This window comes from Herbaspirillum sp. WGmk3 (assembly GCF_023952535.1).
Taxonomy (GTDB): Bacteria; Pseudomonadota; Gammaproteobacteria; order Burkholderiales; family Burkholderiaceae_D; genus Herbaspirillum; species Herbaspirillum huttiense.
Genome location: NZ_JAKYWT010000003.1, coordinates 252,294 through 271,057 on the forward strand (window position 1 = coordinate 252,294; position 18,764 = coordinate 271,057).

Consider the following 18,764-nt stretch of genomic DNA (forward strand, 5'->3'; position numbering starts at 1 on the left):
GAAAACATGGCAGCAGACCTGAACAGCAACATGGCCGCGCAATTGCGTGAAACCTACAACGAAATGAGCGCGGAGGACCTCTTGCACCTGCGCGCCCAAGGCACGCTGACCGAGACCGCCGAAGCGGTACTGCAAGAAGTCCTGCAGACGAAAGGAATGGATCCGGACGAGGCACGGACCATCGAGGAAGGCTTCCGGCACGAAGTCATGGTCAATGCCGCAGCAGCATTGCGGCTGCCATCGCTCGGCAGGCGGCTCACCGCGCACATCCTTGACATGTTTGTCACGATCGTCGGCCTGTTCGTGGTGACGATTGCCATGGAGAAGCTTTCCCCTGCTGGCAGGGAGACCAATTCAATGATCTGCGTATCGCTGGCCGTGCTCTACCTTCTTTTCAAAGACGGCATTGGCGGACGCAGCATCGGCAAGCTCATGATGGATATGAAGGTCGTCAGCTACAAGGATGACCGTGCGTGCGGCTTGCTGCAATCCGCAGTGAGGAATGTCAGCAGCTTTCTCGGCATCCTTGACAGCATCTTTGCACTAGGCAAGCAGCGCCGCCGTCTGGGCGATCTGCTGGCCGGCACGCAAGTGATCAACAGCCGCGTCAGTGTAACGCTCTGACGCCTTCGCTTACCTGGGCGGGCGGTCTGCGTTGAGTACGAAAGCTCGGGTCGTGAAATACAGCACCACCCCATTGAGCAAATGCCAGAACATGTGTGTCCCGATGCTCACGTACTGACAAGCCACCATGTCCAGCGACCGCAACACCAGCGACAGCGTAAATACACCGGTGGCCAGCAGCAGGATCCCTGGCTCCACCTTGCGCATGCGCCAGTGATACACGCCCAGCCCGCCAATGAACAGCCACGCCGATCCATACGACGCCACCGAACCATTGAGCCACTGATCCGGCAGCATGCCGACGCCATACGTGACGACAAAGAAGAACAGCACCCAGCCCATCGTCACCAGCCAGCTGCAGCGCGCCACCTGGCGCACATAGAAGGCCAGGAACAGCACCTGATAGACCGAAATCGGAATGACATCGGCGAACAAGGCCCAGCGTTGCGCAAAGGTGTGGAAAAGAAAACTGCCCACGCCGATCACGGCCACCATCAGCGTCAGGATCCGTGACATCACCACGCCACCGCGTTCCTGCGGCAACGGCAAGCGCCACAGGAAATACGCCGCAAGCAGGAAGGCGAGATTGGAAAGGGCATTGACGGGCTCAGCCCAGAAGGCGGTGCTGAGGCGTTCGCAATACAGGTCTACCGGGGAAAGAAGCGATGCGGTCATGGTGTGTGTCGCGCTGGTCGTCGCAGATCAAGGGGGAATCGTAACCGGCGATCAAGAAGCCACCTGTTCACGATGCAGCCGCCATGATCCGCGAAGCCGCAGAATTTTTCCAGTCGCGCTTTACTGTCCTTGCGTGTCCGCCCCGATCACCCTGCCCGGCCGCCCCGCCAGCCAGCCCAGTACGCCCATCAGTACTGCACCGCCGGCACACAGCGCCAGCACCAGCGTCCATCCCCCGCTGGCATCATGCAGTCGCCCCATGAGGATGGGCCCGGCGGCCGCCAGCAGATAGCCCACGCTTTGCGCCATGGCCGACAGTGCAGCAGCCTGTGGTGGTGTCGATACGCGCGTACCGACAAAGGCCAGCCCCAGGATCAGCACCGCGCCCGTCCCGAATCCAAACAGCGGCACCCAGACGATGGATGCCTGTGGCCACGCAATGAGGCCGATGAGGCTCAGGACAGTCGCAGCAGACATGCTCACCGCCACCGGGCGATGATCGCGCATGCGCGGACCCAGCGGCACCAGCAGCAAGCCCGGCAAGGCCGAGGCCAGCTGCATCAGGCCATGCAGGTTGCCCGCCTCCACCGCACTGTGCCCATTGGCCGCGAGGATGGAAGGCAACCATGCCGTCACCACGTAATACACCAGCGAATTGGTCCCGAGAAAAAAGGTCACCTGCCACGCCAGTGGCTGCCGCCACATCGAGGCCGCGCGCGCAGGCGCCGTGGCCGGGCGCGTATCACGCCGCAATTGCGGCAGCCAGACCAGTACCGTCACCACCGGCAATGCAATGAACGAAGCCAGCGCCCACGCCCAGCCCAGGCCCGCCGCCAGCGGCACCGCACAGACCGAGCCCAGCGCCGACGCACCACCCATGGTGAGCGCATAGATGGCCGTCATGCGCGTGAGGTCATCGGGAAAATCGCGCTTGAGCAAGCTGGGCAAGAGCACGTTGCCGCCGGCAATCCCGCAGCCGATCACGCAGGTCCCGGCCAGCAAGGCCGCCACCGATCCCGAAGAGCGCAGCACGATACCGCCCGCAATCAACAGCAAGGCCAGCAGGAGCGTGCGCTCCAATCCGAGGCTGCGCGCCACGCGGGCCGCCAGCGGCGAGACCAGCGCAAAGCACAGCAGTGGCAAGGTCAGCATCAGCCCGGCGGCACCGGCCGAGAGGGCGAAGGTCTGTTGCAGCAGCCCCATCACCGGCCCCACGGCCGTGACCGGTGCGCGCAGATTGGCGGCGATCAGCAGGATGCCTGCAATGAGCCAGACACTGCGATGAACAGGGCGAACGTGAGAAGGATGCGTGGCGTGCATGGCGGGCGTGATGGCAAGGATTGATCGAAAGCAGCAAGCGCCCAGCTTAGCCAATCGCAGCCTGTACGAATTTGGCTACAATGCCAGCCTATTGCTAAAAACGGTCAACCCTGCTCCCTATGGCCACTCTCTACGCCAGCCTGGTCGAACACGATCCGGACCGCCTCGACGCCGCGGTCACGGCCCTGCGCGTGCATACCAGCCAGAGCGAGCGAGAAACCCCCTTCCACAGCCATCGCAAGGGCCAGCTGGTGGTGGCCCTGCGCGGCGCGGTCACCTGCGAGACGGCCCAGGGCATGTGGATCGTGCCGCCGCAGTCGGCGGTGTGGATTCCGCCTGGCGTGCCGCACAGCAACCGCGTCACGCTGGACGGCCAGCTGTGCTTCCTCTTCATCGCGCCACATGCAGCCAGCATGCCGGACCAGTGCTGCACGCTGGCACTGTCGCCCTTGCTGGTGCAGATGATCTGCCACCTCGCCGAGCAGCGCCAGGATTACGCCCCGCACGAGCGCACCGCGCGCCTGGCCTCGGTCCTGGTGGAGGAACTGGAACACAGCCAGCGCCACGCCCTGCCCTTGCACCTGCCGATGCCCCAGCATTCGCGCCTGCGTGCCATTGCGCGCCACCTGGCCGAACAACCGGCCGACCGCAGTACGGTGGCCGAATGGGGCCAGCGTCATGCGATGAGCGAGCGCAGTTTTGCGCGCTTCGTGCAGGCCGAAACCGGCATGAGCTTCGGCCGCTGGCGGCGGCAGATCCACCTGATGCTGGCCCTGCAATGGCTGGCCTCGGGCAGCTCGGTGCAACGCGTCTCGCAAGACCTGGGCTATGAATCGGTGAGTGCCTTCATCACCATGTTCCGCAATACCCTGGGCAAGCCGCCCGCGCGCTACATGGCGCAGCGCCAGGCACCGCTTGCCCGCCCCGCTTCTTCCCCACCGGCCAGCCCGGCGGCCCCCTACTTCCAACCGACACGGAACGCCTCATGGAAACCGAACTGAAACTGCTGCTCGCTCCCGAGCACACCAAGGCCTTCATCCGTCATCCGCTCATCAAGCGCTACGCCCAGGCCGCGCCGCGCATCAAGGACCAGACCGGCACCTACTTCGATACGCCCGAGCTGCTGCTGCGCCAGAACGAAGCCGGACTGCGGGTGCGTCGGACCGGAAATGAATATATCCAGACCCTCAAGGCAGGCGGCGGCGTCAGTGGCGGCCTGCACCAGCGCAATGAATGGGAGTCGCTGGTGGAAGGTGAACAACCTGACCTGCCGGTGCTGCGCGAGCTGGCGGCCTCCGACGAAGCCTGGGCCAGGAAGGTGTTCTCCGACAAGACCGCTGCGCAGTTGACGCCCATCTTCAGCACCCGCATCCAGCGCATGGTGTGGGACCTGGTACTGCCAGATGGCAGCGAGGTCGAATGCGTGCTCGACCAGGGCACGGTAGAACATGGAGAGCTCAAAGCGGAGGTCTGCGAAATCGAACTGGAACTCAAACAGGGCGAGGCCAGCGCCCTCTTCGATTTCGCACTGCAACTGCTGCAGACCCTGCCGCTGCGCATCGGCATCCAGAGCAAGGCGCAGCGCGGCTATGGATTGTTCCACCAGGCGCGCCGTGCGCAGCAGGCCATTGCCGCCACCTCGTCGGCCAGCCGTGCCAAGCCGCTGCAGCTGACCCGCAAGATGCCGGTGGAGCGGGCCTTCCTGGCGGTGGTCAACAATTGCGTGGAGCAGATCCAGGCCAATGACATCGCCGACCAGGACAGTGACGACATCGAACGCCTGCACCAGATGCGCGTGGGCCTGCGCCGCCTGCGCTCGGCCTTCACGCTGTTCGAGCCCGTCATTGCCCTGCCCGCTGCCCTGGCCGCTGAATTCGACTGGGTCTCGCAAGCCATCGGCCATGCACGTGACTGGGATGTACTGGCCACGCAAACGCTGACCACGCTGCCACCGCACGCCATCGGTGCCATCGATCTGGAACGGGTGCGCCATGCCGCGCTGGTGGAAGCCGGCAAGGAACATGCACTGGCGGTACAGGCCGTGGCCTCGCCGCGCTATACCGCGCTGGTCCTGCAGTTCAGCCGCTGGCTGCTGACCTCTGGCTGGCGCGATGGCCTCGGCGAGGCGGGACAGGAAGCCCTCTCGCAAGCGCTTTTCCGCTATGCACGGCAGATGCTGCGGCGGGATGAGAAACGCCTCAACAAGCGCGGTGCGCATCTCGAAGAAAACGACCGCGCTCGCCACCGTACCCGCATCGCTGCCAAGAAGATGCGCTACGACATCGAGTTCTTCCAGGCGCTGTATGGCGAGAAGAGCAGCCGCCCCTACCTGAAAGCCTTGTCACGCCTGCAGGAGCAACTGGGCGTGCAGAACGACCTGGTGGTGGCCGATGCCCTGCTGCAGCAACTGCAGCAGAAGCAGGTACGCCTGGCCCCGAGCATCGCCTACGCGCGCGGCTTCCTGGCCGGCCAGGTCAACGATGGCCACGAGCGCATGCATCGCCTGTGGAAAAAATGGAAGGCGCAGGAGTTGCCTCAGTGAGTACCGCAATGAGTGCTGCAATGAGCGCCGCGCTCATTGCAGCATGAAGGTCTCGTACTCCAGCAGTTCCAGCTTGCGGGTGAGCAGCACGAAACCGGCCAGCACCACCACGAACACCGCCAGCGCAAATCCGAAACCGTAGAAGGTCGGACCCAGGTGCAGCGAGAGCGCGGTGAGCGCGAAGTTGAGCACCACCAGTCCCCCGCACAGGCCCAGCACGATGCGGCGCTTGTCGAGATAGAAGAAGACGTTGAGGATGCCCAGCAGCACCACCTGCAGGCTGGCCGCGATGACGTCGATGTAGAGCAGCGGCAGGTAGAGCGTGGAAATGCCCAGCCACTTCAGGATGGACTCACCCGTCACCATCAGCAGCAAAGTGGTGATGGCCTGGATCTTGATGATTTCCAGCAGGCCCAGGCGCACCGTTTCCACCATGCCGTTGCGGTGTTTCTCGATGGTTTCCAGCGAGGCCCCGGTGCGCACGGCCTCGTAGAAGGCATCGTAGTCCTCGACGAAATCGGTCTCCATGCGCAGCAGGAAAATGGCCATGCCCGGAATGATCGAAAGGTAAGCCAGGAACACCGGCAGGTCATAGATCACCGAGGCGCGCAGCGGACCGATGATGGCCTGGCTGGTCTCGGGCGTGTACCAGAACATGGCCTTGTCGATCCAGATCGCGGTGTTGTAGAGCAGGCCGATGGCCATGAGCGAGGGATAGAGTTTCTTGCGCTCATAAAACTCGAAGGAGATGAAGCGGTCCGACGGAAAATTGCGCAGGATCAGCGCCATCATCGCCATCAGCAGCACCGCCTGGCCGATCACGAATCCGCCCATCAAACCCTCCAGCCCCAGCGGACGCAACAGCAGCGCCGCCACCACCGTGATGGCATAGCCGAGCGCATAGATCCAGAAGATGGCCTTGTACTGCTTCATCCCCGACAGGAAGATGGTGGCGATCCAGATGTTGCACATGATGATGAAGGCCGCCAGCAACAGCAGCCGGTACAGCGCACTCTGCTGCGGGAACAGGAAGGCCACCGCCAGCAGGCCCAGCACGCCCCCCACCACCGTCACCGCCATCGACACCGAATGGAAATTGGGCAGAATGGCGTGATTGTCCTTCTCGAACAGACGGTCCGCTGCGAAGCGCGTCAAGGCCAGCTGGAAAATGCCGGTGAAGATCAGCGACAGCGAAATCACGTAGGTGATGCTGACCTGGAATTGCACGATGGCCAGCTTGGGCATGTTCACCGTATAGCTCACCAAACCGATGACCAGGATGCCGACGATGGACATGATCCACGGCCCCGAACTGATCAGGGCCGCATAGGAATACGCCTGCATCAGCGAGAGCAGGCTGTCGCGCTTCAATATCTTGCGCAGTTCAAAACCGATACCGGCCATGGCGGTCCTCGTCAGTGCCGCACCGGGCAGCGCAACGGCTGTCCGGATGCGGCGTCGCTGTCCGGCCCACCCTGCGCCAGCGAACGCTGGTACAGCTCACGGTAGGCACCGAACATCATGTCCTGGGTGTAATAACGCTCCACGCGCGCAATGCCTGCGGCCTGGGCCGCGTGCCAGCGCTGCGGATCGGTCAGCAGTTTCAATGCCGCGTCGGCCAGCGCCTGGGGCTGGGCGATGCCGACCACATCCCCCGCTGCGCCCAGCGCCTGGTCTTCTTCCGACAGTCCATACAGCAGCTGGCGGCACGATCCCACATCGGTGGCAACGGCCGGCACACCGGCCGCAAAACCTTCCAGCAGCACCAGTGGCAAGGCCTCGCTGATGCTGGAGAGCACCACCAGTCCGATCTTGGGCATGAGCTCGTCGATCTTCTGGAAACCGAGGAACTTGACCTTGTCGGTCAGGCCCAGGCCATCGGCAATCGCATGGCACTCACCGGCATAGGCCGGGTCTTCATCTTCCGGTCCGGCGATCCAGGCTTCGGCCTCCGGATACTGGTTGACCACGGTACGCATGGCACGGATGAAGGTCTTCACATCCTTGATCGGCACCACCCGGCCCAGCAGGCAAAGCACCGGCGGAATCTTCTCACTGCGCAATGCGCGCAGCTTGGACAGGCGCGGCAGGTCAATGCCGTTGGGGATATTGCGCGTGCGCTCGGCCGGTGCGCCGTCATGGATCTGGCGCAGACGGTTGGTCTCGTAGAGCGCGACGATGTCGTTGGACGCCTGGTAGCACAGCCGGCCCAGCGCCTCGAAGAAGCGGATCCACATCTCGCGGAAGTAGGGAATCTGCGAGGCATCCTTTTCGAAGACGTTGCGGTTGTCGCGAATCCACTCGCTCTGGAACAGGTCGATCTTGCGTTCCTTGGTGTAGATGCCGTGTTCGGAAAGGATCAGCGGACGGCCGGTCTGCATCTTCATCAGCGCCCCGAGGAAGCCCGCGTAACCGGTGGAGATGGTGTGATAGCAGCGCGCCGGGATCAGCTGGCGCGCCACGCGGGCCAGGGTCCATACCGGCTGGTGCATGATGCGCACGGTCCAGAAGTAATCGACGAAGGAAGGATCGGTGCAGAAGATGCGGTATTGCGAAGCGAGGTAATCCCAGGAACGCTTGCTGAAGAGGAAGGTGTCCTGGTCCATCTTGCCCCCATCTTCCATCATCGGAATCAGCTCACCCAGTTGCGCCACCAGCGCCGAATGCGAGGTGGCATCGGTGCGGTCGTAGGCGCGGAACATGGCATGCAGTTCGTCGATGCGCTCGAAGGCGGCTGCATCGCCGCGCGAACGCACCACCTGCGTCGCCGAGAGATGTTCGTGGATGAAGTGCGTTTCCAGATGGACCACGTTGTCCGGCAGTGCGTACTTGGGGGTGCCGTAATCCTCGGGCCGACTGCCGATGAAGCACAGGCCGAAACGGATCTCGGGAAAACCCCGGATGATCTGGTTGACCCAACTTGACACGCCACCGCTCACATACGGGAAGGTCCCTTCCAGCAGCAGCATGACGTCGCAGTCCTTGGCGCGGCGCTGGTAGGACGCATCGCCGGCGACCGGTTTGACGACAGGCGCATTCATCGGCGGCCTCCGCCAGGACGGCCCGCAGGCGCGGGACTGAAGGTGTCAGGCCGGTTGGCAATGGTGCGCCGGCCATGGCGCCAGTAACGGTGCAGCTGCGGCTGCGAGGACACGCTGGGATCGTATTGCATTTCGATGAAGAGCTTGCGAACTTGTTCGTAGTCGTGTTCGAGGAAGCTGAGTTCGGCCAGGTAAGGCAGGAGACGCACGCGCGAAAAACCATATTCATGGGCGCGCTGCATGGCCTCGGCGGCGTCGGCCACGTTGCGGTTGGCCAGCTCCATGCGCGCCAGCATGAACCACAGGCCCGGTTGGGCGGCATCGATCTGCAGCGCCGCCCGGGCGTGCTCGCGCATCTGGGTGTAGGAGTAGTTCAGCAGGTCGCCCTGCACCAGGTTCTGGTAGATCAGTTCCTGATAGAGCTCGGCCACCTGCTGATGCAGGATGCTCAGGGTCTCGGGGTCGGAGACGGTCTTGAGGTGGTTGCGCATGTCGACGATGCGCTGGGTGATCTTCTTTTCCTTGCCATCCAGGATGCCATAGGCCAGCAGCCGCACGTCGTCCGCCGGATCGCCCAGCAGGCTGCGCAGCGAAGCGCCGCTGGCGCGCGTGGGCGTGCTCTGGATCGCCACCAGTGCATTGAGCCGCTTGTCCACGGGCGTGGCGACGTTGCCCAGCTGCGCCCGCACGCGGTTGCCGGAAAAACCGCTGCCCTCGCGCCTGCGCGCAGTGACGAAGGCCGGGGCCTGGGTGGTGTCGAAATGGTCTTCCGGCTTGTCCTTGGGCCAGAGCACGGCCACCAGCAGCGCCACCACGGCACACAGCACGCCGCCGATGGGAATGAAGAAATTGAAGAAGAACAAATACAGCAGCAAGGCCGTGCGCGGACGCCGGTACTGCGGCGGTGCCACCTGCGCGATGGCCAGCGCGAACAGCGCCGAGGAGGCCAGGTGCAGCAGCAGATAACCGGAGAGTACGCCCAGCCCGTTGCCGCCCTGCAGCAGCAGGGCCACGGAGGCGGTCTCGAAACTCAGACCGGCAGCGGAGAGTTTAAGCAGCACAGCGTTCCACCAGGTTGATCAAGAGGCGCATCGGCTCATCGCTGCCCAGCGCAGCGGTGTGCGCAGCGGCGAAGTTGGCCAGGGACTTGTTGTCGAACTGCGCGTGCGAAGCGGTTTCGATGCGCATCAGGTAGCCATCCACCGCTGCCGGTCCGGCCAGCGGCAGCAAGGTCATCAACACGTTGCGGCCACCGGCCTTGTAGGTCCAGACCACATCGGCGGCGCGCTTCAAACGGCGTACCTGATCGTACATGTCGCGCGAGAGTTCGTCGTCACCGAACACCAGCGCCACCAGCGAGGAATCGATGTCGGTGCTGCGCTTGAGACGATGCAGGCGCACCAAGTCCACCGCCAGTTCCGGCGGGCAGGTCGGCAGCTGCTGCAGGATGGCGCGGGCGCTGTCGCCCATCTCGATGCCGTCGGCGTAGTAGTCGATGAGCACCGACATCAGTTGCAGCGTGTCTTCGTTGAGGGCCAGGAAGGGCAACTGTTCCACCACCAGCAAGCCGAACTGGCGGCCCTCGTAGTTGCGCAAGGGCGCACAGACCAGATAGCGGCTCTGGTTGCGCAGGGTCTGGTTCAGGCTCTCGGTCTGGATATGGCCCAGCTTCTGCTGCGTCAGGCAATAGCGCACCAGCGGGTCGTCGGCCGCCAGCGGCGTGACCTTGCCCACGCTGGCCACGGCGTCAGGCAGGACGTGTCCATGAACATCGCAAGCGAAGACTGAGGCCGACTCCACCTGGCAGCTCTGCACCAGGATCTGCAGGAAGGCATCCGGTGCCGGCATGCGTCCCGGGTCCAGCAGGTATTGCGTGAGCGTGAGGGCGCGCATGCGGTCCAGCGATTCACGCAGGGTCAGCGGCTTGGACAGCAGGTCCTGTTCCAGCCGCTCATGCGACAGGCGCAGCAGGAAGTGATTCTTGGTGAGCATGGTCAGGCGCTCTTCCAGATAGGCATTCACCCCGCGCAGGCGGCGGCTGCGCGCATTCCACACTTCGGCGAACTGGCCGCACAGCAGCGTCAGCACCAGCCCGCCCAGGAAATAGGCTTGCGGAAAGGCCTGCGCCGCCGACACCACGGCCTGCGCCTCATCCTCATGATGGCCATGCATGAGCAGATACCAGCCCCCCAGCATGGTGGCCACCGCCACCACGCCCAGCGTGCTGCCGTAGCGCATGGCAAGGATGGCCGGCATCAGCCACAGCCAGGGGAATTGCGCCTCCAGCCCGAACGGATCCTCCGGCGCCAGCCACCAGGCCACACCCAGCGCGGCGGCCACCAGCGCAATGGTCTCGACGATGCGCAGGGCCGCCTTGCGCGGTGATCCGCTGTCGGTATCGAAGCGCGTAAACAGGCGTGACCAGAACTTCTGGCGCTTCTGCGCCGCCGTCGGTGCCGGACGCGGACTGGCCGCCCACGGCTGGCCGCCGCCGGGACGTCCGGAGACCGGTGGTGCAGTGGGCCGTTGGCTGTCGTTCACGTTCTCTCCCATCAGGGGCGCTGCATCTCGAGTGTGGCGGACTCGGCCTGCGCAGCAGCATCCGCGGCATTGGCCGCATTGACGGCCGCCGAGGTCCGCGCCAGCGCGCGCAAGGGCGACAGCAGGCTGCGCATGAGTTTCTGCGCCACGGCCGACAAGGCTTCGCGGCTCCAGCCACTCTTCGCGCCGGCCGCTGCCCAGACCACCTTGCCACTGGAGACCTCGATCAGCTGCAGCGTCAGGCCCACCGCCGGCTCGCCATCGATGCCGACCTTGTAGCGCCATTCATCGACGCTGCCGGAGAGTGCATGGGTGATGTTCTCGCTGCGTGCCCAGTCTAGGGCGGCATCGAGCTGCTTGCGGTCCATCGGTTCGAACAGGGTTTCATTGTTGAGCGACGCCGGATAGCGGCGCAGCTCGGCCAGGCCATTGGCGCGCAGGATGCTTTCCGAGATCGACTCGGCACGCAGTCCGGCCTGCGGGGTCTCGGTGTGATTGGCAAAGGGCAGCAAGCCCCAGCGCGCATCGGCCGGCACCACCGGCGCGCGGCCGATGTCGGTGGTGGAGCAGGCGGCCAGGCCCAGGGCCAGTACGGCAGCGCTGCCGAGTTTCAACAGCGTGTAGCGGATCTTGTTTGTCATGGTGGTCACCTTGGAGCAATACGCGGCCTTTCGCGGCCATAGATTAATGAGGACTGATTCATCGATTTCATTGATCAATCATTTTTCGACACGATACGGACAGCGAGGCCTTCATCTTCGGTTTCGGTTTCCATTTCAGTAGAACCATTTGTAGAGCACATTCAATTCAAACCCGCGCTGCGGCGTGTTGGGCGTGGCGCTGGTGCTCTGTGCCGCCACCGACAGCACGTCCTGCCCCAGCACGCTGCCGGCCACCCCGGCGCGCAGGTTGCGGCCCCAGCCGATGTCGGAAGTGCGGGTCAGGCCGAACTCCGCATAAGGACGCCAGGCGCGCGTGTAGGCATTTTCGATGACGGTGCCGGCCCCCAGTGCCACACCCCACGAGCGCGCATCCAGCGGCATGTAGCGGAAGCCGGTCGGATCGTTGCCGGCCGGGACCAGGCGCGCGATCTGGCTATCGCTGGCACCACGATCACTGAACCTGGCATCGTTGACGAAGCCGCGCAGGGTCAGGTTGGGATACTCCACGCGCAAGTGCGTCCCGATTTCGGCATTGAGGGTGCGGCCATTGCCGAGCGCCGTGCCGGATTGCGTCTGGTAGCGCTGCAGGCCGCCGCCCAGGCGCAGGTATTCGGTACGGCTCAATTGCAGATTCAGGTTCAGTTCGCCGCCGCTGCGCCGTCCGCCCACGCGGATCAAGGCCGAATCGATGGCCGCCAGGTTCAGCCCGCCATTGCCGGAGAGCGTGAGCTTGGGCGTGAGCTGCTGCGAGAATTCCAGGCGCAGGCCATTGAAGGAAGTCATCGCATCGCGGTGCTGCAGGCTGGCGCTGACGAAGCCATCCTCGATGCGACGGCGCAGGGTGAATTCGAAGAGCCGGTCCACCGCCGGCACATCGCCCAGCAGAGTCGTGTCGTCCACGGTCTGGTGCCGTTCGGTATAGCCGAAGGAGAAGCGCGTGCCCGGCGTGAGCGCCACGCCGGTGTTGACCGTGAACAGCTTGGTGGCCAGCGGGAATTCGCGCGTGGCGGTGTAGCCCGCCGAGAAGCGCGGCGGCTCATCGGTCACCAGCCCGGTCAGCCGTCCGTGCAGTTCATCGTCAGCGGGCAGGCGTTCGAGCTGGTCGAAGGCCAGCGTCTGTGCCAGGCCGACGCGTCCGGCCACGCGTGCCGCTTCGACGCGGTCATACATGGGCAGCCAGTCGGCCAGGTTGTCCAGCATGGCATTCAAGCGCTGGCGATCATCGTTGCCCAGCGCCATGGCCAGCTCGCCCCACAGCGGCTTGTCGAGCTGTTTGGCAAAGCGCGTGGCCAGCCAGGTGCGGGCCAGGTCGGACTGGTTCTGGTTCATCGCATAGGCCAGCGCCAGTTCGCGTGCACCGGAAGACAAGCGCGCATCATCGCCCGGGCGCTGGCCGGTGTCGGTGGTGGGCGCAAACAGTGCTGCCGGCCCCTCGGCCAGTTGCGCTGATCGCACCTCATCCTGGCTGCGCTGGACGGCATCGCTGCGCGCGGCTTGCTGCATGTCCTTGAGCAGGGCCGGGCCGTTGGCGGGGTTGGACTGGCCGTCCGGCCGCGGTGGCAGCGTCACATCGCTGCGCAACAGTGCGCGCATGACGCGGGCGCTGTCATCGGCACTCATGAACAGCGGTGCCAGCGCCGCCAGACGATCGCGCCATTCATGCAATTGCCCGGGCGGGACATTGCGCAGCCGTTGCGGATTGCGCACTTCCAGCCAGGCATGGCGGCGGATGCGCCAGGCCAGGTCGGGCTGGCCGGTGGCATCCAGCGCCTCGGCATAACTCATCAGCCACAGGTAATCGTCGTGCGGGAAGCCGGATTTGCGGAACCAGTGCAGCGCCTGGTTCTGCCGATTCAGCGACATGTTGGCGGCGGCGTACGGTCCCCACAGTTGCGGCGTGGTCTCGGCATCATGGGCCCACATCGTCATGGCGCGATTGAGCAGTGCGGCATCGCGCGTGGCGATCAGTACCCAGAGGGTCTCGGCCCGCACATCGGCCGCGCGCGGTGCCAGCGACAGCGCCAGGCGCATGTCGGCACGCGCGCCCTCGAGATCACGCTGCAATTGCTTGACCGAGGAACGCACGCTGAGGAAAGGAACGTATTTTTCCAATGCCGCATTCTGCTGCGGAGTCAGGCTGGCGAGGAAGCTGCGCGCGCCCTCCAGGTCATTGAGACGCAAGCGATAGGTCAGCGCCTGCACCGCGAAATTGGGCACGCCGGTGCGGTGGAAACCGAACTCGGCCAGCTCGGCGGCGGCGCGTGGTTCGCGGTCCTGGATCACCACCATCATGTTGCTCATGTCGCCTTCGGCGGCCTGGTCTGCGGCCAGCAGGCGGTCATAGCCGATGCGCGCCTCTTCATTCAGACCCATGTAGCGCGCCACTTCCGCATAGGTGCGCCAGAAGTCGGCATTGCCGTCCGGTGCCACCCTGGCGGCAGCGCGCAGCACTTCCAGCGCATCGTCCAGGCGGCCGCGCAGATACAGGGGATTGGCGGTCATCAGGGCGTTCGCAGCAGAAGGGCCGAACTCCTCGCGCTGGCGGCGCAAGGTCGCCAGCGCAGCATCATCGCGGCCCATGCGCAGATACAGCTTGGCCAGCGCTTCCATGGTGCCGTTGCGCTCGGTGGCGGCGTCGGGAGTGCGGGCCGGCTTGCCGCGCAGACGCTCTTCCAGCAAGGCGGCGGCGCGTTCGGGCTGGCCGATGTTTTCGTATTGCGCCACCAGCAGGTTGACCCACTGCGCATTGCCGGGCTCGACCTGCATCTTGTGCTGCAGGGCCTCGACCAGCATGTCTTGTTCAAAGGTCCCGGCGGCGGCACGCAGGACGTTGTCCCATGCCGCCTCGTCACCCGACAGGCGCGCATAGGCCAGCCATTGCGGCGTGGCCTGTTCCGGCACGCCGCTCCATTCGGAGACCTCGGCCAGGCGCTTGCGCCAGGCCGCGTCATCGGGGCGCTGGCGCACCGCCGATTGCGCCAGCAGGCGCGCATCGACCAGGTTGCGATTGGCCAGGAAGACGTTGTAGGCCAGCGTGTAGATCTCCTCATCGAAGGGCAGCCTGGCCAGCGCGCGGCTGGAAGCCACATCGGCCGCCGAGGGCTGGTTCTCCCCGGCCACACGCAGCAGGCGGCCCTGCTGCATCGCGCGCTGCAGTTCATTGTGCAGGCGCCGAGGGTGGTGCAGCAGCGATTGCATCTGCTGCAGCGACTGCCGGAAGTCCTGCATGGACACGGCCACCACGCCCCCCTGCCCGGCCCGCACAGCCGCCAGCGGCGACGGCGCACGCGCCATCGACAATTGCAGCAACTGCTTCACGTAACGTTCGGCGGCATCCGGGCGATTGGCCGCCTGGGCCAGCCGCGTCAGGTACAGCAGCACGGTCTTGTCATTGGCCAGCGGACCGAGGTTGGCCTCGGCGGCGGCCAGCGCTTCCTGGTAGAAGCCGCCGGCCTGCAGGGTCCGCATCGCATCGAGGAAATTCTCGCGGCGCGCCGCCAGCGATCCGGCATGTTGCATGGCCAGCAGGTAGAAGGCCGCGCTGCTGTGATAATCGCCCACGCCCAGACTCTGCTGGCCCAGGCGCACCGCTTCGGTGTAGGACATGTCGGCCGTGCTGCGATCGGCCAGCAGGCGCGCGAAGGCAGCGCGTGCGGACTCGCCGTCACCGAGTGCCAGCGCATCCTGCGACAGCGTCAGCCATTGCTGCGCAGTGAGCGGATAGGTCATCAGCACATTGAGCTGTTCGCGCAACTGCGCCAGCAAGAACGTGCGCTCGGGCGCATCCTTGGGCAGAGCGAAGACTTCCTGCTGGCGGATGCGATATTCCAGCCAGGCCGCCGACAGGCGCGCCGCGGCGCTGCTGTCCAGCTGCAGCAAGGCCAGTTGCGCGCGCGCCTCCCCGAACTGGCCGAGGTCGATCATCTGCTTGACCAGCTCGGCACGCAGCGCCGCATTGCCGGGCTGGGCCTTGAGGAAGACCTTGATGTACTCGACCGTCAGCTGGTCGGATTTGCCGCTGGCATTGGCCACTTCCAGCCGCTGCTGCAGCGAGACCTTGGGATAGACCAAGGCGAGCACCGTCCCGACTGCCAGCGCGAAGCCGGCGATCGTCCAGGGCGAGAACAGCCTGGCCCGTTCATAAGGTGCATTGAACGAGTACCAGGTGCCGTGTTGTCGCGAGCGGGGCGGTTGCGGAGCCGATGTCATATTGATGAACTGCAGTCTTGCCGGTGAAATTGCGGTACCACGTCTGGCCGGTGATGCTGACCGACTTGCCCTTGGCCAGCGCCACGCCATTGGCGGTGGCAGTACAGGCGCGCGCGCCGCTGACGCTGAAGGTCGTCACGCCATTGGCGGTGAGCGAAAAACGCAGCTCGGCCTTGTTGCCGTTGATGCTGCGCTGGAAATCACCGACCTGGCCGGCCGCTTCCAGCAGCATGGGCAAGGCCGGCGACGCATCGGATGGCTCGTCGGCGCTGCGCTGGCGGATGCGCACTTCGCCGGCCGACGTGATCAGGTAACGGCCACTCGGGCCCGGCGCGATCCCGGCGATGCCGGGCTGTGACAAATCCACGTCAGGCGCATCGGCCGGAATGCGCAGCGTGCGCAGATACTCACCGGTGCGATACACCAGCGTGCCATCGGCAGTGCGGGCGATGCTGGTATTTTCGAAATCGATGACCTTGCGGATGTACTGCGAGACGTACAGCCGCGTGAACGGCTGCGCCTCCGCCCAGCGGTGGATCTTGTGCAGGGCCGCCACCGAGGCGGGCTTGGTGCCGGCGTAGAAGTGGTAGTAGATGTCCACCGCCTTGAAGCGGACCGGCTCGCCGGTCAGTTCATAACTTTCTATGGCGCGCTCGAAACCGTAGAAGGGACCGGTCCAGTTGCCGGTGTAGACATTCTCGTCCTGGTTGGGCGCGAAGACCTGGTACCAGCCCTGCTTGCGCACCCCCTGCGCGGCGATGTCGGTCCAGGTGTTGCGGCTCCTGGTGATCATGGTGTCGCCGCCGTTCATGTTGAGGAAACCGTCCAGATAAGTCTGGGCGATGGCCTCGGGCGGCGGCACGCAGTTGCCGGTCCAGAGGAAGACTTCGGCCTTCTTTCCCGGGGGCAGCAGGGTCTTGTTGATGTAGTCCATCGACCCCTTGATCTCGCGCTGCAAGTTGAATTTGTAGTTGGGGATGTCCAGCGTGCGCGAGGCATCGCCATCCATCTGGTTGATGTCCGCGGTGCGGGTGTCATACATCGCATCGGCCCAGTTGAAGGGATGCGAGAAGGAATGGCTGGCCGGCTCGACATAAGGCAACGTGAACATCTTGCGCGCCAGCGCCGTGGTCTGCGCCGAGAGCTGCGGATAGACGCCCTGCGGGCTCAGCTCGCCCTCCACCACCGAGACCGTCACGGGGAAGCGGTATCGGTCCCAGATCTCCCGCTGCAGCACTTCGACCGCAAAGGGCGAGCCCGGATATTCGGCCTTGGAGGGAAACCCATCGCCATCGAGGTGGCTGGTCTGGATGCGGCGGCCGCCCTCGGTGGTCACATCCGGCACCGGGATATCGGGCAGGCGCAGCGCACGTTTGAGGAACAGCATGGGCTGCAGCACCCAGCGCGGCGGGTCCATCACCTGCAGCGTGGTGGTAGCGAACGGGGCCAGGGCGAAACCACCCCAGGGCATGATGGCGGCGGCATCGTAGATGTTGTTGCGGCCATCCTTCATGCGCAGCAGCGACTTGGCGGCAGGATCGGTCAGGCGCACCAGCTCCAGCTGCGTGCGGTCCACGCGCGGCTTGGTCTCGAAACCCATCAGTTCGGGATCGGCTTGCGTGACCTCCAGCTGTTCCGGCGCAGGGGCGGAAAAACTGGTCAGCCCCAGCATGCCGGCACTGAGCCTGGTCATCTGGAAACCGAAGGCATTGAAGATGGCCACCGGCACACCTTCCTTGATGCGCTGCCCGATCCACGGACCCAGGCGCTGGTGATCGGTACCGCTGCGGAACCAGGTCACCACGCCCGCATAGCGTCCGGCCAGAGGCTCGGTGGGCAGGCCCTCGCGGCCGACTTCACGGAATTCATAGCGCAAGCCGAGGTGATTCAGCTGGATGCCGAGGAAGCGTTGTGCCTCGGTGGTATGCAGGTCATCGCCCTTGGCCACATCCAGCAGCACCAGCACATTGCGCGGCACCAGTTCGACACTGGACACGCCCATGGACATCAGCGTGCCATCGGCCACCCAGGGCAGGAAGCCGTCGGCGCTGATCTTTTTGGCGGTCTCGCGCGCCAGGGCGCGGGCACCGGGCTGGAACGGGTCGACGTAATCGATGGCGATGGCCGGCAGGCGATAGCGGTCGCGGATGGTGCGCAGCTGGCCGGAGAGCCAGGCGCGGTCATTGTCGGTGACGGCACCATAGCTGCGGCGGCCGGCGTCGTAGCCGCGATAGAGCGATTCGGCAGCCACCGCATACGTCAGCGGTGCCACATCGGGGAACAGTTCGAAGCCGCGATTGAGAATCAGCTTCGCCTCCGGATAGCGGCGCTTGAATTCGCGCAACGTGGCGATCATGGCCTGCGTCTGGGCGGCGCGTTCGGCATCGGTCTTGGCGAACAGCTGGTAGGAATCCAGCGTGTCGAGGAAGAAACCGCGCCAGCCCTGCGCCCACAAGGGCGCCACGATCTTGTCGAGGAAGAAGTCGCGCCAGCCGGGCGCGGTCTGGTCGATCACGCGGCTGCCCCAGGCGGCGTTGTCGCCCTTGAGCAGGCCGGGCGGCATCTGCTTGTAGTAAGGCCGCGAAGGCTGGACCTCGCCCAGCGAGACATAGGCAAACAGCTGGTGCGCCCCGTTGGCCGCACTGCGCGTGCGTGCGGCCGGGTCGCGCACGAAGGCCGGTTCCACCACGGCCACGTCAAAGGCCTGCAGGTCAGCCAGCGGGGGATTGGGGCCGTAATAGAAGGCGATCGAGGTGGGCGCGGCCGCCGTGGCCGCCGCCGGGTTCTGGGCCGGCGCTGCACCGGTCACCAGCGCCGCCGCGCTGGCGGCCAGGGTCCAGGCCAGCGCCCGCAAGGCGCGCCAGGTCCGGCCGGCTGTTTGTTGTATGGCTTGGCTTGCTGCAGAGCGCGGCACGGGCTCTCCCTGATGGATTTGTTATCAATTTGGCAGGCCGTATGAAACCACGGCTGCGGCATTGCGGAAATCCGGAAAATCCTGACATGGATGAGCTTCCATCCTTGTTCTTGTTAAATTTGCCGGATTTTCCCTGTGTGCTTGTTAGCAATTTGTATCAGATTCTAACTAGATTCAACTGCAAGTTTATTACTTGAAGGGAATTTCGATGTCTCTTGATGTGAATATTTTGACGC

Annotated in this window: 12 protein-coding genes; 3 read left to right on the plus strand and 9 right to left on the minus strand. The window is 64.7% G+C overall.

The features are described from left to right. Nucleotides 1-6 precede the first annotated feature (6 nt). Complete coding sequence (locus MKD49_RS13130; protein ID WP_252696507.1) at nt 7-624, plus strand: RDD family protein; 618 nt, start codon at nt 7-9, stop codon at nt 622-624. A gap of 9 nt (nt 625-633) precedes the next feature. On the opposite strand, the gene MKD49_RS13135 is transcribed toward MKD49_RS13130, so the two are convergent. Both MKD49_RS13135 and MKD49_RS13140 read right to left on the minus strand, forming a co-directional pair. Beyond that, nucleotides 634-1,299, minus strand: coding sequence for a ceramidase domain-containing protein (locus MKD49_RS13135; protein ID WP_209584477.1), 666 nt, complete (start codon nt 1,297-1,299; stop codon nt 634-636). A gap of 120 nt (nt 1,300-1,419) precedes the next feature. Next, nucleotides 1,420-2,619, minus strand: a complete 1,200-nt coding sequence (locus MKD49_RS13140) for an MFS transporter (protein WP_209584472.1) — start codon at nt 2,617-2,619, stop codon at nt 1,420-1,422. Between the two features lie 119 nt (nt 2,620-2,738). Between MKD49_RS13140 and MKD49_RS13145 the strand changes: the two genes are divergently transcribed. Both MKD49_RS13145 and MKD49_RS13150 read left to right on the plus strand, forming a co-directional pair. Further along, entirely contained in the window at nt 2,739-3,620 is an 882-nt protein-coding gene (locus MKD49_RS13145; RefSeq protein WP_252696508.1) for a helix-turn-helix domain-containing protein, read from the plus strand. Beyond that, nucleotides 3,605-5,161, plus strand: a complete 1,557-nt coding sequence (locus tag MKD49_RS13150; protein ID WP_252696509.1) for a CYTH and CHAD domain-containing protein — start codon at nt 3,605-3,607, stop codon at nt 5,159-5,161. The genes MKD49_RS13145 and MKD49_RS13150 overlap by 16 nt, the downstream gene beginning before the upstream one ends. A 33-nt stretch (nt 5,162-5,194) precedes the next feature. Here the strand turns inward: MKD49_RS13150 and pelG are convergent, their stop codons facing one another. From pelG to MKD49_RS13185, 7 genes are all read right to left on the minus strand, one after another. After that, on the minus strand, nt 5,195-6,565 hold the full coding sequence (gene pelG, locus MKD49_RS13155; RefSeq protein WP_134136983.1) for an exopolysaccharide Pel transporter PelG: 1,371 nt from the start codon (nt 6,563-6,565) through the stop codon (nt 5,195-5,197). Nucleotides 6,566-6,576: 11 nt separating this feature from the next. Continuing rightward, complete coding sequence (pelF, locus tag MKD49_RS13160) at nt 6,577-8,202, minus strand: GT4 family glycosyltransferase PelF (RefSeq protein WP_121040584.1); 1,626 nt, start codon at nt 8,200-8,202, stop codon at nt 6,577-6,579. Continuing rightward, the gene (locus tag MKD49_RS13165; RefSeq protein ID WP_252696510.1) at nt 8,199-9,263 is read right to left on the minus strand and encodes a hypothetical protein; all 1,065 of its coding nucleotides are present in this window, start codon (nt 9,261-9,263) and stop codon (nt 8,199-8,201) included. The genes pelF and MKD49_RS13165 overlap by 4 nt, the downstream gene beginning before the upstream one ends. Next, on the minus strand, nt 9,253-10,743 hold the full coding sequence (locus tag MKD49_RS26585) for a PelD GGDEF domain-containing protein (RefSeq protein WP_252696511.1): 1,491 nt from the start codon (nt 10,741-10,743) through the stop codon (nt 9,253-9,255). Before MKD49_RS26585 ends, MKD49_RS13165 begins: the two co-directional genes overlap by 11 nt. Nucleotides 10,744-10,754: 11 nt before the next feature. Beyond that, nucleotides 10,755-11,384, minus strand: coding sequence for a penicillin-binding protein activator LpoB (locus tag MKD49_RS13175; protein ID WP_252696512.1), 630 nt, complete (start codon nt 11,382-11,384; stop codon nt 10,755-10,757). Between the two features lie 135 nt (nt 11,385-11,519). Next, nucleotides 11,520-15,614, minus strand: a complete 4,095-nt coding sequence (locus tag MKD49_RS13180) for a tetratricopeptide repeat protein (RefSeq protein WP_252696513.1) — start codon at nt 15,612-15,614, stop codon at nt 11,520-11,522. Beyond that, nucleotides 15,544-18,528 carry an endo alpha-1,4 polygalactosaminidase gene (locus tag MKD49_RS13185; protein ID WP_252696514.1) on the minus strand — a complete coding sequence of 995 codons (2,985 nt, stop codon included), beginning with the start codon at nt 18,526-18,528 and terminating at the stop codon, nt 15,544-15,546. Before MKD49_RS13185 ends, MKD49_RS13180 begins: the two co-directional genes overlap by 71 nt. Nucleotides 18,529-18,764 lie beyond the last annotated feature (236 nt).

Bases quoted from the DNA above. Each gene is read 5' to 3' on its own strand.
- MKD49_RS13130 (WP_252696507.1), top strand. From the start codon at position 7: ATGGCAGCAGACCTGAACAGCAACATGGCCGCGCAATTGCGTGAAACC.
- MKD49_RS13135 (WP_209584477.1), bottom strand. From the start codon at position 1,299: ATGACCGCATCGCTTCTTTCCCCGGTAGACCTGTATTGCGAACGCCTC.
- MKD49_RS13140 (WP_209584472.1), bottom strand. From the start codon at position 2,619: ATGCACGCCACGCATCCTTCTCACGTTCGCCCTGTTCATCGCAGTGTC.
- MKD49_RS13145 (WP_252696508.1), top strand. From the start codon at position 2,739: ATGGCCACTCTCTACGCCAGCCTGGTCGAACACGATCCGGACCGCCTC.
- MKD49_RS13150 (WP_252696509.1), top strand. From the start codon at position 3,605: ATGGAAACCGAACTGAAACTGCTGCTCGCTCCCGAGCACACCAAGGCC.
- pelG (WP_134136983.1), bottom strand. From the start codon at position 6,565: ATGGCCGGTATCGGTTTTGAACTGCGCAAGATATTGAAGCGCGACAGC.
- pelF (WP_121040584.1), bottom strand. From the start codon at position 8,202: ATGAATGCGCCTGTCGTCAAACCGGTCGCCGGCGATGCGTCCTACCAG.
- MKD49_RS13175 (WP_252696512.1), bottom strand. From the start codon at position 11,384: ATGACAAACAAGATCCGCTACACGCTGTTGAAACTCGGCAGCGCTGCC.
- MKD49_RS13180 (WP_252696513.1), bottom strand. From the start codon at position 15,614: ATGACATCGGCTCCGCAACCGCCCCGCTCGCGACAACACGGCACCTGG.